The sequence below is a fragment of the Oleiphilus sp. HI0117 genome (assembly GCF_001635235.1).
In genome coordinates, this window is sequence record NZ_LWGA01000683.1 from 1 (window position 1) to 14,673 (window position 14,673).

Sequence of the window (14,673 nt, forward strand, 5' to 3'; positions counted from 1 at the left end):
TTTCAGACATAACTGTTTTTACGTCTGCAAAGTCAACGTTGATCATACCTGGGCGGATAATTAGATCCGCAATACCTTGAACAGCCCCTTGAAGTACGTCATTCGCTGCACCAAATGCATCAAGCAAGGTCGTATTTTTACCTAAAACTGATAGCAGTTTTTCATTTGGAATCGTGATCAAGGAATCAACATTCTCAGCCAGTTCCTGCAAACCTGCTTCAGCGATTTTCATACGCTTGCCGCCTTCAAAAGGAAAAGGCTTAGTCACAACAGCAACCGTCAAAATACCTAATTCACGCGCTACTTCAGCCACAATCGGTGCTCCACCCGTACCTGTACCGCCGCCCATACCGGCAGTAATAAATACCATGTCAGCACCCTTTAGGGTTTCCGCAATGCGCTCTTTATCTTCTAAAGCCGCTTGACGTCCAATCTCAGGATTCGCGCCTGCACCAAGGCCTTTAGTAATTGTGCTACCCAATTGGATAACTGCTTTGTTTTCTAGATCTTTTAGAGCTTGTGAGTCTGTATTTGCACAAATAAACTCTACACCGTCTACATCGCCAGATAGCATGTGGCGCACTGCGTTACCACCGCCACCGCCGACACCAACGACTTTTATTACTGCGTTTTGTGAAACATTCTCTACGAGTTCAAACATCACTCTTTCTCCTAATATTATATTTTCAATCTGCTAGTTGCTGCTTTGTATTGTTGGTTTTTGTAGGCAATTTTTAGAAGTTGCCGGTAAACCATGTTTTTATTTTTTCCATAAAACTTTCGCCTCCCTCAGACCTCATCATCGGCTCACTATCCGTTGTCCTCTGCTTCAGTCCATACATCAATAAACCAACGCCCGTTGCATACATCGGATTATTGACGACATCCGCCAAACCAGATACACCCTGCGGGGATGCTAATCTGACAGGCATATGGAATATCTCTTCTGCTAACTCAACAACGCCTTCCATCTTTGACGTCCCGCCCGTTAACACAATCCCGGCGGCAATTACATCTTCAAAGCCACTTCTACGTAACTCTGACTGTATCAAGGTAAATAACTCTTCATAGCGAGGTTCAACCACCTCAGCCAATGCCTGCCGAGACAAGTCTCGTGGTGGGCGATCCCCAACACTAGGCACTTTTATGGTTTCTTCTGCACCGGCCAATTGCGTCAAGGCACAGGCATATTTAATCTTTATCTCTTCCGCGTTTTGTGTCGGTGTACGCAGTGCCATGGCAATATCATTCGTCACCTGGTCGCCCGCTATCGGGATTACTGCGGTATGACGAATCGCACCACCGGTAAATATTGCGATGTCGGTTGTTCCACCACCAATATCCACAACACAGACACCTAACTCTTTCTCATCGTCAGTGAGCACCGCATAGCTTGAAGCCAACTGCTCTAAAATAATGTCATCAACGTCCAGATCACACTTCTGCACACACTTTTCTATATTCTGAGCTGCGTTAACCGCACAGGTCACCAAGTGCACCTTTGCTTCTAGACGCACACCAGACATACCCAAAGGCTCTTTAATGCCTTCCTGGCTATCAATCACAAACTCCTGAGGGAGAATGTGCAGCACTTTCTGGTCTGCTGGTATTGCCACAGCCTGTGCAGCATCGATAACACGATCAATATCGGCCTGAACAACTTCTCGATCTCGAACCGCAACAATGCCGTGCGAATTCATACTGCGAATATGGCTCCCGGCTATTCCTGCATAGACAGAGTGAATCTGGCACCCTGCCATCAGCTCAGCCTCTTCGACAGCTCGTTGAATTGCGTTAACTGTTGACTCAATATTGACAACAACCCCTCTCTTTAAGCCACGAGAAGGGTGCGAACCGATACCAACTATTTCGATCTGTCCTTCACTATTCTTCTTGCCAACAATTGCAACAATTTTGGAGGTTCCAATATCCAACCCCACGGTAAATTCATTTTCTAATGAGCCAGCCATTCTGGTGTTCCCACGTTACTTTTGTACCAACTTTGCTTTCGCGAAGCCTAAGGCCATCCGATGCCCGGCTCACAAACACATTCCTAATTCTTACTTTTTACCGGATCGCCACTTGATCGCTACACCATTCGGGTAGCGAGCGTCGATTCGGCTAATATTCGCCACGTCAATATTTGCTCTGGAGCTGAAAACCTTACCAACTCGTTCCAGCTTGGCTTCAAGGTTCTGCTGCCCTTCGCGATCTTGTAGCTTAATTTCACCCATTGCGACCGCCACACCATTACTCAAGGTCATATTCCAGACATTTCTAGGTTTCAATTCCAGCGCTCTAATAGCCAAGCCATACTCTTTAAGGCCTTGCTGTAGTACTCCGAGCGTTGAATACATCATATTTTTCTTCGACGCACTGAACTGCTCACTGCCGATCAGTTGCGGTAAAACCAATAAATCACTTCTTAGTTCAGCAGGCTTAAAGACAACACCTTCTGCATTGAGCAACGCTCCGTCATTCCACTGACTCACCGCAACTTGTTCATTTATTAGCAGCTTGATTTCGCCCGGCCAGACTCTACTCACAGTCGCACTGTTAACCCAGGCCAAGCCCTCTACTCGTGTTTGAACGTCTTTTAAGTCAGTCGCTATAAATCCGGCGCCGACTAAACCACTCAACGCTTGTGTCACTTCACTTTCGTTCAGATAAGAAAACGCGCCTGTTACCTTGATCGATGAGATAGGGTGGTCAACTACTTGTATCAGACTGTCTCTTTTAGTCAGTAATACAAGTAGCGCTAAACAAATTAGCGTCACAGTTAGAACACGCTTGAGCACCAAAACAGTCTCTTCACGTACAGCGTTTCCTTCTGCCAACTGAGCGCCCTGCCCCATTACATGAATTGCAGCATTATGTGCCATCTAACTATCCCCTTTATCATTATTATTGTTCTTGCTTAAGCGCTTGTTTGTCACTGCTGACTTCAGTATTTCCAGTAGCAAATCATCAAACTCTAAACCTGAAGCTTTCGCGGCCATAGGAACCAGACTATGGCTGGTCATTCCTGGTATGGTGTTAACTTCTAACAACCAAAAGCGCCCTTTGCTATCGCGCATTACATCGACACGCCCCCAGCCAGAACAGCCTAAGGCACTAAATGCTCTTTCCGCCAAATTCCCCAGACTCTGCTCTTCTTCATCAGATAAGCCTGAGGGTAATAAATATTGTGTAGAATCTGACTCGTACTTCGCTTCATAGTCATAAAAGGTATGGCTGGTTTTTAAGCCAATTACCGGTAATGGCGAACCATTCAACAAGCCAACTGTATATTCATCACCTTCTATCCACTGCTCCAAAAGCACTTGCTCATCCATTTCCAGAGCCTTACTTACTGCGGCTTCCAGCTGTGTCTGATTATTTACTTTAAACACACCAATCGATGACCCTTCACGAGAAGGTTTAACTGCCAACGGGAAACCCATCAATGAAACCAGGCGGGTGAGCATTTCCGGGTTCAACTTCTCTACATAACTAAACTTAGGTGTCGGTAAATTCATCCCCTGCCAAAGGTACTTAGTTCGTGTCTTATCCATGCCAATGGCAGAGCCCATTACACCACTACCGGAGTACGGAATATTCAGGGTCTCTAAAACACCCTGTATCGTGCCATCTTCACCACCACGTCCATGAAGCGCTAAGAATGCCCGGTCAAAAGGCATGTGTTTGACCAGGTCTTCAATCTCTCCACCAAAATCCAGTTTGAAGGCATCAACACCTTTACGCAGCAAGCCATCCAGGACAGCCTGACCACTTTTCAGAGACACCTCGCGCTCCGCCGAGGTTCCTCCCATAATAACGGCAACTTTACCTAGCTTGTCCGCCACTGAACTCATGAACAAGCCTCCAACAACTCGCCATCTTCCGACAAACGAATAGCTATCTGACCGACGCTACCCGCCCCCTGAGTAAGTAATAAGTCGCCGTCTTGAAGCACTGTGGACAAAAGTTTTTCCAGGTTCGGCACTACCTCATCTACCTGGTGACCACCATCGATATAAATTGGCTCAGCACCACCACGCTGACGAATACTGCGGCACAATGCGCGACTATCAGCACTTGGAATTGGTGTCTCGCCAGCGGGGTAAACTTCCATCAATAGCAACACATCAACCTTGGCGAGAACTTTTACGAAGTCCTCATATAGGTCACTGGTACGGCTATAACGATGCGGTTGAAAAACCATGACCAATCGTTTGTCTGGCCAACCCGCACGAATCGCCTGGAGTGTCGCTTCCACCTCACTTGGGTGATGCCCGTAATCATCAACCAACATAACTTTTGAAGCGCTCTTCGCTTCAGTATCTTGTCGTTGAACAGCGTAGTCGCCATACACCTGAAAACGACGCCCTACCCCTTGGAAACTTTCCAAGGCTCTTTGAATTGCGGCATCTTCAACACCCTCATCACTCGCCACAGTGATAGCAGCCAGTGCATTCAGAACATTATGATGCCCCGGCATTTGTAGCGTGATATCCAGGTCATTCATACCCGCCGGTCTCTGTACGGTAAAGCGATTGTGCATACCGTCTTGGCGAATATTATGCGCCCGATAATCCGCACTTTCTGACACACCATAAGTAAGGACGGCACGTGATACCTGAGGCATTATTTCTTCTACTACTGGGTCGTCTACACACATCACCGCAGCACCGTAAAACGGCAGGTTATGAAGGAAGTCTACAAAGGTCTGTTTAAGCTTTGAGAAGTCGCCACCATAGGTATGCATATGATCCGCTTCGATATTTGTAACCACTGAAATCATCGGTGTAAGGTGCAAGAATGACGCATCACTCTCATCTGCTTCAGCAACCAGGTATCGAGACCCACCCAGACTTGCATTGGTACCCGCGCTATTTAAGCGACCACCGATCACATACGTAGGGTCTAAACCTGCCTCGGCGAGTACCGATGCAATCAAACTGGTTGTAGTTGTTTTGCCATGCGTTCCCGCAATCGCGATACCGTGACGATAACGCATTATTTCAGCCAGCATTTCTGCTCGCGGAACAATTGGCGTACGGTGCTCTCTGGCTGCAGCCACTTCCGGGTTGTTTTCATCAATCGCAGAAGAAACCACTACTACATCGGCTTGTGCGACATTTTCCGCATCATGCCCAAAATAGATTTTCACTCCTAATGAAGCGAGTCGTTTTGTCACTGCTGACTCATTTAAATCTGAACCCGAGATTTGGTAACCCTGGTTACGTAGCACTTCTGCAATTCCGCACATGCCCGCGCCACCAATACCTACGAAATGGATCAGACTGATACGGCGCATCTCTGGAATTTCACTCAATACCATGCTTCCTGCATGCTTTAGTACACTCGCATTTGGTTTATCAGGCATAGCAGACTCTCCTACATTCACTGGCTACATTCTCTGTTGCGTCTGCTTTGGCTAATTTTCTTGCTGCCTCGGACAAAATCGATATTCTCTCGGGTTTACTAAATAAAGGAGCCAAGACCTCACTCAAGGTCGACTCGCTCAAATCCTGTTGGTCTAATAACCATGCCGCACCGCCCTTGGTCATATACTGGGCATTGAGCGTTTGGTGGTCATCGACCGCATGAGGATAAGGGATGAGGATCGCTCCCAAGCCCGCCACACATAGTTCAGATATGGTTAAAGCACCGGCTCGACAGATCACAAAGTCAGCCCAGCGATAGGCTGCGGCCATATCATCAATAAACTCACTTACCTGAGCTTTGACACCATACTTTTCATAACTTGCAGCCACGCCTTCGGACTTATTACGCCCTGTCTGGTGCCAAATTTCCGGTCTAATTTCTGCCCCCAAAGAGCTCATCGCACCAGGGAGCACTTCGTTTAGTCTGGCAGCTCCAAGGCTCCCACCCAACACCAGCACTCTGATCGGCCCAGATTTCGAAACACTGTCTTTGCTTGAATAAAATAACTCGCAGATTTCATCTCTCAATGGGTTGCCAGTCAGCACAACTTTACTCGCATCTTCAAAGGCTTCAGGAAAAGCTGACATCACTGAATCTGCCATTTTCGCGAGTACTTTATTGGTCATTCCTGCTACGGCATTCTGTTCGTGAACCAATAAAGGCTTACCCAAGAGTTTTGCCGCCAAGCCACCAGGCCCAGAAGCGAAGCCTCCCATACCTAACACGGCATCGGGTCTTGTTTTCCTAAGCACTAATAAAGCCTGGAAAACGGCTTTAGCGATCTTCAAGGGTGCTAAAGCTTTGCTTAATATGCCTTTACCGCGAACACCACTGACGGAAATACCGTAAAAAGGGATTCCAGCGTCTTGCACTACTCGCTCTTCCATACCACCGACTGAACCTAGCCAAACAACTTTGTCATTGCGGCTCATTAGTTTCTTTGCCGTTGCTAAGGCTGGAAATACATGCCCGCCAGTGCCACCAGCCATCACAAGGAATGTTTTATCACGCATGGATAAGCTCCTTGTCTTTGGTCTGTTCTGAGTCTGGCTCATCTTCAATCGCCATCAGGTCACGGTGAATTCTTAACAACACGCCTATACACATACAACTCACAATCAGGCTACTACCGCCATAACTTACCAATGGCAGTGTCAGACCTTTAGTCGGTAGTAAGCCCATATTGACGCCTATGTTTATAAAGGACTGAACCGCGAATAAGATGCCAATGCCGTAGGCAAAATAGGCGCTGAATAATTGCTTTTTCTTTTCTGCCAAATAGCCTATGCGTAAGGATCTGTAGACCAAAACGACAAACAACGAAACAACAAGCAATGTACCAATCAAACCAAACTCTTCTGCCATAATGGCAAAAACGAAATCGGTATGAGCCTCGGGCAAGTAAAATTGCTTTTGAATACTGTTGCCTAAACCTACGCCCGACCAGTCCCCACGCCCAAATGCGATCAAAGACTGAATCACCTGATATCCACTACCATAGGGATCTGCCCAAGGATCGGTATAGCCCACTAAACGCTTTAATCTGTAGGGCTGCGAATAAATCAGTAAGGCCACAGATGCTAAACAGCCTAGAATCAGAATAATAAACTGCCCTAATCTCGCACCACTGAGGAAAATCATTCCCAGAAAGGCACAACCAATTACAACGGTAGAACCTAAGTCCGGCTCACTAAGCAGCAATAAGGCAACCAAAGCCAAGACCAACATCGGCTTTGCAAAGCCCCACCATGTTGTACGCACCTCATCTAAACGTCTCACTAAATAGCCTGCGAGATAAGCCACCAACAAAAGCTTCGCCAATTCAGAAGGCTGAAAATTCAAGCTACCTAAACTAATCCAGCGTGTACTGCCATTAACTGTTTTACCAACGCCTGGGAGAATGACCACCAAAAGCATTAGTAAAGACAAACTCAGCGCAAGCCAGCCAGTCTTCTGCCACCACGAAGATGGCAACTGGTAAGTAAATACGCCGGCGATACAACCCAAGACAATGAAAATGCCGTGGCGAATCACATAGTGAAATGGGTTTCCATTTCTGGCATCCGCAATATCTACCGAAGCCGATGCAATCATAATCAAGCCAGTCAGCAGCAATAGAACACTAACGAACAACATGACATGATCTGTACGTGGTTCAATGCGAAGCGAGTCTTTGCTTTGCAGCAATCCAGGCATGCCAGCTCTAGCGATAGAAAGTGTCATAAGGCCAAAACCTCCTGCTCAAACATATCGCCTCGCTGCTCGTAACTTTTGAACATATCGAAACTTGCGCACGCTGGAGACAACAACACAGCGTCACCTTCTTCTGCCCGCGCCTTGGCTTGTTGAACTGCCTGCTCCAGGTTAGCAACACGAAGCGTTTCAACCTTATCTTTTAAAACAGCTTCTATTAACTCCGCATCCTGTCCAAATAGCAGCGCCAGTTTCCCAAACTTTTGCATAGGCTCGAGCAAGCCGGAAATATCAGCACCTTTACTATCGCCTCCGGCAATTAGCAGTACCTTTCCATCTAAATTCGCACCAATACTGCTAATGGCTGTTTGGGCTGCACCCGCATTCGTTCCTTTTGAGTCATTGATATAATCAACACCGTCTACAGACCTGATATGCTGACAACGGTGACGTAGCCCCTTATAACTTTTCAGAGCATTCGCCATCGCATCCATAGGCAAGCCAACAGATGTTCCTAATGCCAAAGCAGCTAGCGCGTTCGAAAGATTATGCTCGCCGCAGATCTTCAAATCTTTTACGGGCAAAATACTGTCAAAGCCCTTCACTAGATGACGCTGGCCATCAATGTCCATACAGGAAAACTTATTTAAGTCTGCTCTATTCAAGCCAAAGTGAAGCAGCTCCATTCCTTCAGCTTGTAAGGGCTGACTGAGCACCTCATCATCATTAACAATGACTTTTTTAGCGCCAAAAAATATACGTTGCTTAGCCTGTAAATATGCAATTTTGCTCTCATAGCGATCCATATGATCTTCAGAGAGATTTAGCATAACAACGCTTTCTGCACTTAAATGGTCTGTCGTCTCTAGCTGAAAACTGGATAGTTCTAGAATATATAGCTCACACGAGTTATCTAGTAACTCAAGTGCTGGGGTCCCTAGGTTTCCACCAACACCAACATTTAGCCCTGCCTGCTCTGCCATTTCACCCAGCAAAGTTGTGACGGTACTTTTACCATTAGAGCCGGTAATCGCAACAATCGGCGCCTTAGCGGCTTCAGCAAACAGGTCGATATCACCTCGAACTCGCACACCGCTTTTGATAGCGGCCTGGATTTCTGGTGTTGCCAGTGCAATTCCCGGGCTCAGAATGATTTCAGTTGCTGAGCACAAAAGCTCTTGGTCAAAGCCACCTGTTATACATTGAACATTCGGATAATCAGCATGCAAGCCTTCAAGCCCGGGCGGCTCTTCACGGCTATCCATGACACATAGCTGACAGCCTTGCGACGCTAAAAAGCGCACGCACGAAAGCCCGGTCTTACCAAGACCGACAATAACGACTTTCTTATCTGTCACAATTGTATTCACAGCTTGCCTTATCTAACTTTCAGGGTCGCAAGACCAATTAATACCAATACCACGGTGATTATCCAGAAACGTACGATTACACGAGGCTCTGGCCAACCTTTTAATTCAAAATGGTGATGCAAGGGAGCCATTCTAAATATTCTGCGCCCGGTCAATTTAAACGAAGCGACCTGCAGAATGACCGATACGGTTTCCATCACAAATACGCCCCCCATAATGAATAAAACAATTTCCTGCCTTACCATCACAGCGACAACACCCAAGGCGGCACCCAACGCTAAGGCGCCAACATCCCCCATAAATACTTGAGCGGGATAGGTGTTAAACCAAAGAAAGCCCAAACCGGCACCTAACAAGGCACCACAAAAAACGATTAACTCACCCGTACCTGGCAGATAAGGGATATGTAGATATTCCGCAAACACACTATTACCTGATACATACGCAAAAATACCTAAGGCACTCGCCACGAGAACCGTAGGCATAATCGCCAAGCCGTCAAGACCGTCCGTCAGGTTGACGGCATTACTTGTCCCAACGATGACGAAGTAACTTAAGACGATGAACATGGGCCCTAAATCAAAAACAAAATCCTTAAATACCGGTACAATTAACGCGGTCTCCTGAGGTAGATCTGCTGTAAAGTACAAAAGCAATGCCGCAGCACCACCACAAACTGACTGCCAAAAGTATTTTGCTTTCGCTGGTAAACCTTTAGAGTTCTTTTCAACCACTTTTCGATAGTCATCTACCCAACCAATCGCACCGAATGACAGTGTCACGAATAGTGTAATCCAGACATATTTGTTACCCAGATTTCCCCAGATCAAAGTACTAATCGCCACAGCAACAATGATTAGAGTACCGCCCATCGTTGGCGTACCCGCTTTGCTTAAGTGAGACTGAGGACCATCATCCCTTACAGACTGACCAATTTGATAATGGCTCAACTTCTTGATCATCATCGGGCCAACCCATAAGGAAATCATCAGGGCAGTTAAAACCCCTAGGATTCCTCGCAAGGTTAAATACTGAAACACCGACAAGAACCCAAATGTTTCAGATAAAACGGATGACAACCAATACAGCATTAGTGAACTCTTCTCTTAATTAAATTTACAACTTCATCCATTGCTGCGCTTCTGGACCCTTTGATCATCACGATCTTATTTTTGTGCGGATCTTTCACTAGGTGCTCTGCAAGCAAGGCTTTGTCTTCAAAAACCAATGCATTCTCACCAATACTTTCACTCATCTGTTTTGCGTATTGCCCTATCAAGCAAAACTCTTCGATTCCTAATTCAAGCGCATAAGTCGCGACATCTATATGCGCGTCATGCGCATGAGCACCAAGTTCGGCCATTTCACCCAGCACGGCAACTCGATACCCCGCCTGCATAGACAAGATATTAAGGGCTGCTTTCATCGAAGCCGGATTTGCGTTGTAACTGTCGTCTAATAAAGTGATATCATTAATGACAGCTGTATTCATACGCCCTTCTGTCGACTCAACCTTTGCCAAGCCTTTTGCTACACCTTCCAAGTCGCATCCAACAGCAATTGCAGCAGTCGCTGCTGCGAGAGCATTTTGGATTTGATGCAAACCTGGCACAGGTAAACCAACCCTTACGCTCTCTTCGTGATAATTCAATGTAAAGCAGCTTCCTTCGGCTTCACATTCAACATCACTTGCAAAGACATCAGCATTTTCACTTTCCTGTGAGAAAGACAAACTTTGCCTTCCTCCCAAGCGCTCTAACCAAGTCATATAGGCTGGGTCATCGAAGTTTATTATTCCAACGCCGTCAGCGCTTAAGGAGTCATAAATTTCTCCTTTGCCTTCGACGATCGCTTCGTAATCACCAAATACTTCAATGTGAGCGCTGCCAGCATTCAAAACCATTGCAACATCTGGTCGGGCCATATTGCTTAGATAGGCAATATCACCTTTCGCTCTCGCTCCCATTTCCACAACTGAAAACTGGTGTTCAGCATTTATGTCTAACAAAGTTAACGGCACACCCACTTCGTTATTGAAATTACCCTTCGTTGCCGCGGTCTTGCCGTATTCTGATAAAACAGCTTTCAACATATTCTTAGTACTGGTTTTGCCTGCTGACCCCGTCAAACCAACTAACTTTCCGCAAAACCTCTGTCGATTAAGTGAAGCAATTGAAGCAAGCGCTTTGTCAGTATCGTTAACTTGTAAATATGAAATCTGTTTGGCTGTCATCCCCTCATCTTCGATATACTGCGATACACTTGCTAAATCTTGTTCGCCAATAACACCTGCACAGCCCTTTCGCAGCGCATCAACAATAAATTCATGCCCATCAAATCTTTCGCCCTTTAAGGCCAAGTAAACATCACCTTCGTTAACGGTACGTGAATCAATAGATAGGCAAGTAAAGCCCGTATCATCACCCAATAAAGTACCCGGCAAAGCTTTAGCCAAAGAGGAGAAAGTCATGACATCAATCATTAATGACCTCCTCTAGCGCCTTAGGAAGAACAGCTGCTCCCGAAATCAATTCGCGCACAGTTTCGATATCACTAAAGTAGTGGCGCTGACCTTTCACTTCTTGCCACGTTTCATGACCTTTACCCGCCACAAGAATGACATCATCTGCTACTGACTTTTCGAGCATTTTCTGTATTGCCATTCGTCGCTCGTGTATCACTTCCACCTTCGATGGCTGCGCAAAGCCCGCTAAAATATCTGCGATGATTGCTTCTGGTGATTCTCCTCGTGGATTGTCATCACTGAGGACAATGTCATCTGCAAACGCTTCGGCAACTCTTGCCATCTCGGCGCGTTTTCCTTGATCACGGTCACCACCACAACCAAATATCACCCTTAGAGAGCCACTGCAAAGAGGCGCTAGCGTTTTAAGTACATTTTCCAAAGCATCAGGTGTATGTGCATAATCAACTACGACTGTAGGTTGATTCACAGACCGAAGCACTTCCATACGGCCATCAACCGCTTTAATCTTTTTAACTCGCGACTCAACGCTTTCGAGGTCGTTCATCGCCGTGGCAGCTGCAAGCACAGCTAACAAATTGCTTAAGTTAAATTCGCCCAGCAATGGGGAGTCGATCATTACCTGACCTACTGAAGCCTTGATCAATGCGTGTATACCCGATGACGAAAGCTCGTTCGTCAATACCGCAACATCAGCAGCTTTACTTGAAACCGCATAACTCGTAATGTTTGTGCCTGGCGTAACAGCGGCTTTAAAATCGCTGAACAGTTCATCATCTCGATTTAGTACTGCAAAGGCCAAGCTCGTGTTCTGAAATAGCTTCTGCTTGGCTTGCGCGTAGTCGGACATTGAACCATGGTAATCCAAGTGATCACGAGTCAAATTGGTGAACACTGCTCCATAAAACTGGACGCCATCTACCCGGTTCTGACATAAGCCGTGCGAAGATACTTCCATCACTACAAACTTTGCACCCGCGTCACGCATATTAGCCAAATGCCGATGCACCTCGATCACATCGGGTGTCGTGTAACCGGTCGCAACCAGAGCTTCCGTCTCCTCACCAAGCAAGCCATAACCCAAGGTTCCCATCACGCCACACTTATGCGGTCCTTGGGATATGTAAGAGGCAAGGTAGTTTGCTACTGAGGTCTTGCCGTTCGTACCGGTGACACCGATTACTTTAATTTCTTCACTTGGCCTAAAGAAGAAGCGAGCCGCTATCTCTCCCATACTCTGGCGAAGGCCCTGCAAGCAGATCTCTATCGCTGCTTTATCTTCATATATTCGGCAGTTAGTATTTCCATCGCGTAGTACTGCGTTTGCACCGCGTTCAATAGCTTCTGCAACGTACAGCTCAAGCTGAGCTTCATCACTAGCAATCGCAATGAACACATCACCTTTTTGAACTTTTCTACTATCGATCGAAATACCTGAAACTCGTGTATCCAGCGCTGCAGGCACATTACAAATACCTCGGAGCAAATCAACCAATGAGTGAGCATAGATATTTTGCATACTACCCTCTGCTCGCTAAAATTGATTTGCCAGAAGACAAGGCTGAACTTTCTTTATCGGGGCTGACATCAAGCAAGCGCATCGTGCCATTCACAACTCGTGAAAAAACTGGCGCCGCAACCTCACCACCATAATATTCCGCACCTTGCGGACCATCGATCACTACCACCATGGCGACTTCGGGTTTATCTATTGGCGCGACGCCGGCAAACAGCGCTTTGTACTGGCTCTCTTCATAACCCGAGCTTCCTACACTGTGAACAGTGCCCGTTTTGCCTCCGACTTCATACATTGGCAATTGCGCTCGCGTTCCTGTTCCACCCTTGGCAACAACAGCCTTCATAGCTTTTCTCAAGGAATCAGAAACATCCGAGCTCAAAATCTGCTCTCCTGGGTAATGCTCTTCACGATAAACAAGACCCAAAGGGTGCTTTACACCACCATTCCCTAATATCATATAAGCTTGGGCAAGTTGCAGTGCGGTAGCATTCAGACCGTAACCATAAGACATGGCTGCAACTTCAATTGGCTGCCAATGCGAAGAGTCTGGCAAAGAACCTATACTCTCTCCAGGAAAGCCAATTCCCGTTCCCTGCCCAAAACCAAGCCGGCTAAACATATCCCAAACGACATCACCACTAAGATCCAGCGCTATACGACTGGTTCCAACATTACTACTTTTGGCAATAATATTAAGGACACTTAGCTCACCGTAGTTTCTGTGATCTCGAATTGACTTACGCCCTAAACGCAAATAACCCGGAGATGTATCCAGGCGGGTATTCAGTGTGTATTTGTTTGTCTCTAATGCCGCGGCTATCGTTGCTAACTTCATCGTCGAGCCCGGTTCAAATACATCGGTGATCGCTCGATTCCTCAAATGCGCAACATTTATATTGCTACGATTATTTGGGTTATAGGAGGGCTGATTTGCCATCGCTAAAACATCGCCTGAGTGAATGTCGAGTACGACTATCGACCCGGCTTTCGCTTTATGAGTCTCGACGGCAGCCTTGAGTTCTCGATAAGCCAGATATTGAATCCTCATATCTAGACTCAAACGAATATCCTTTCCTGGGCTAGCTGTTTTTACAGCACCAAAATCTTTGATCACTCGCTGCTTTCTGTCTTTCAGGACTCTGCGCTTTCCCGGTTCGCCGCTTAGCCAGTCATCATAGGAGAGTTCAATCCCCTCCTGGCCGTGCTTATCAATATTAGTAAAACCGACAACATGAGCAGCCACTTCACCCGCTGGATAGTATCGCTTGTATTCTCGTTTGCTATAGATCCCATCTAAATTTAAAGCAAGCACTTTGCTTACTTCATGAGGCGCCATTTTTCGCTTAAGGTAGATGAAGTGCCTATTTTTGCTGCGCTCTAGCTTGTCGGCCAGTTTCTCATAGCTTTGTCCAAGCGCTTCAGCCAAGGCTTTAGCTTGGGCAACATTCAAGTTCAGATAACGAGGATCTGCATAAACCGTTTCAACCGGAGCGCTAACCGCCAAAGGCACACCATGGCGATCCATAATTACGCCACGATGAGCATCCAGCGTTTCAAAGCGAATAGTACGTGCATCACCCTGCTCTGCNAAAAATGGCGCCTCATGAAGTAAGCAAAGTGCTTGCTTTAAATTTAGATGGGATCTATAGCAAACGAGAATACAAGCGATACTATCC

General features: G+C 46.5%; 12 protein-coding genes. All 12 read right to left on the minus strand.

The window, feature by feature from the left end; all coding sequences use genetic code 11:
- Positions 1-661 (minus strand): cell division protein FtsZ (gene ftsZ / locus A3757_RS09510; RefSeq protein WP_068739495.1); only part of this gene is annotated, 661 nt, incomplete at its 3' end.
- Between the two features lie 73 nt (positions 662-734).
- Positions 735-1,970: a cell division protein FtsA gene (gene ftsA / locus A3757_RS09515; protein WP_068516361.1), complete on the minus strand. Its 1,236-nt coding sequence runs from the start codon at positions 1,968-1,970 to the stop codon at positions 735-737.
- Positions 1,971-2,060: 90 nt separating this feature from the next.
- A complete protein-coding gene (locus A3757_RS09520) occupies positions 2,061-2,882 on the minus strand; it encodes a cell division protein FtsQ/DivIB (RefSeq protein WP_068515626.1) in 822 nt (273 codons plus the stop codon).
- The gene (locus A3757_RS09525; RefSeq protein ID WP_068516364.1) at positions 2,883-3,854 is read right to left on the minus strand and encodes a D-alanine--D-alanine ligase; all 972 of its coding nucleotides are present in this window, start codon (positions 3,852-3,854) and stop codon (positions 2,883-2,885) included.
- Positions 3,851-5,368 (minus strand): UDP-N-acetylmuramate--L-alanine ligase, encoded by a 1,518-nt coding sequence (gene murC, locus A3757_RS09530; protein WP_082865279.1) that lies wholly within the window; start codon positions 5,366-5,368, stop codon positions 3,851-3,853. The genes A3757_RS09525 and murC overlap by 4 nt, the downstream gene beginning before the upstream one ends.
- The gene (gene murG / locus A3757_RS25690) at positions 5,361-6,443 is read right to left on the minus strand and encodes an undecaprenyldiphospho-muramoylpentapeptide beta-N-acetylglucosaminyltransferase (protein WP_068553780.1); all 1,083 of its coding nucleotides are present in this window, start codon (positions 6,441-6,443) and stop codon (positions 5,361-5,363) included. The genes murC and murG overlap by 8 nt, the downstream gene beginning before the upstream one ends.
- Positions 6,436-7,653, minus strand: coding sequence for a putative lipid II flippase FtsW (ftsW, locus tag A3757_RS25695; RefSeq protein WP_231872175.1), 1,218 nt, complete (start codon positions 7,651-7,653; stop codon positions 6,436-6,438). The genes murG and ftsW overlap by 8 nt, the downstream gene beginning before the upstream one ends.
- On the minus strand, positions 7,650-8,993 hold the full coding sequence (murD, locus tag A3757_RS09545) for a UDP-N-acetylmuramoyl-L-alanine--D-glutamate ligase (RefSeq protein ID WP_068553779.1): 1,344 nt from the start codon (positions 8,991-8,993) through the stop codon (positions 7,650-7,652). Before murD ends, ftsW begins: the two co-directional genes overlap by 4 nt.
- Before the next feature lie 8 nt (positions 8,994-9,001).
- Positions 9,002-10,084, minus strand: a complete 1,083-nt coding sequence (mraY, locus tag A3757_RS09550) for a phospho-N-acetylmuramoyl-pentapeptide-transferase (protein ID WP_068516372.1) — start codon at positions 10,082-10,084, stop codon at positions 9,002-9,004.
- Positions 10,084-11,475, minus strand: a complete 1,392-nt coding sequence (murF, locus tag A3757_RS09555) for a UDP-N-acetylmuramoyl-tripeptide--D-alanyl-D-alanine ligase (RefSeq protein ID WP_068553778.1) — start codon at positions 11,473-11,475, stop codon at positions 10,084-10,086. Before murF ends, mraY begins: the two co-directional genes overlap by 1 nt.
- Positions 11,468-12,997, minus strand: coding sequence for a UDP-N-acetylmuramoyl-L-alanyl-D-glutamate--2,6-diaminopimelate ligase (locus A3757_RS09560; RefSeq protein WP_068553777.1), 1,530 nt, complete (start codon positions 12,995-12,997; stop codon positions 11,468-11,470). Before A3757_RS09560 ends, murF begins: the two co-directional genes overlap by 8 nt.
- Before the next feature lies 1 nt (position 12,998).
- On the minus strand, positions 12,999-14,673 hold a 1,675-nt coding region (locus A3757_RS09565; RefSeq protein ID WP_068739497.1), incomplete at its 5' end, for a penicillin-binding protein 2.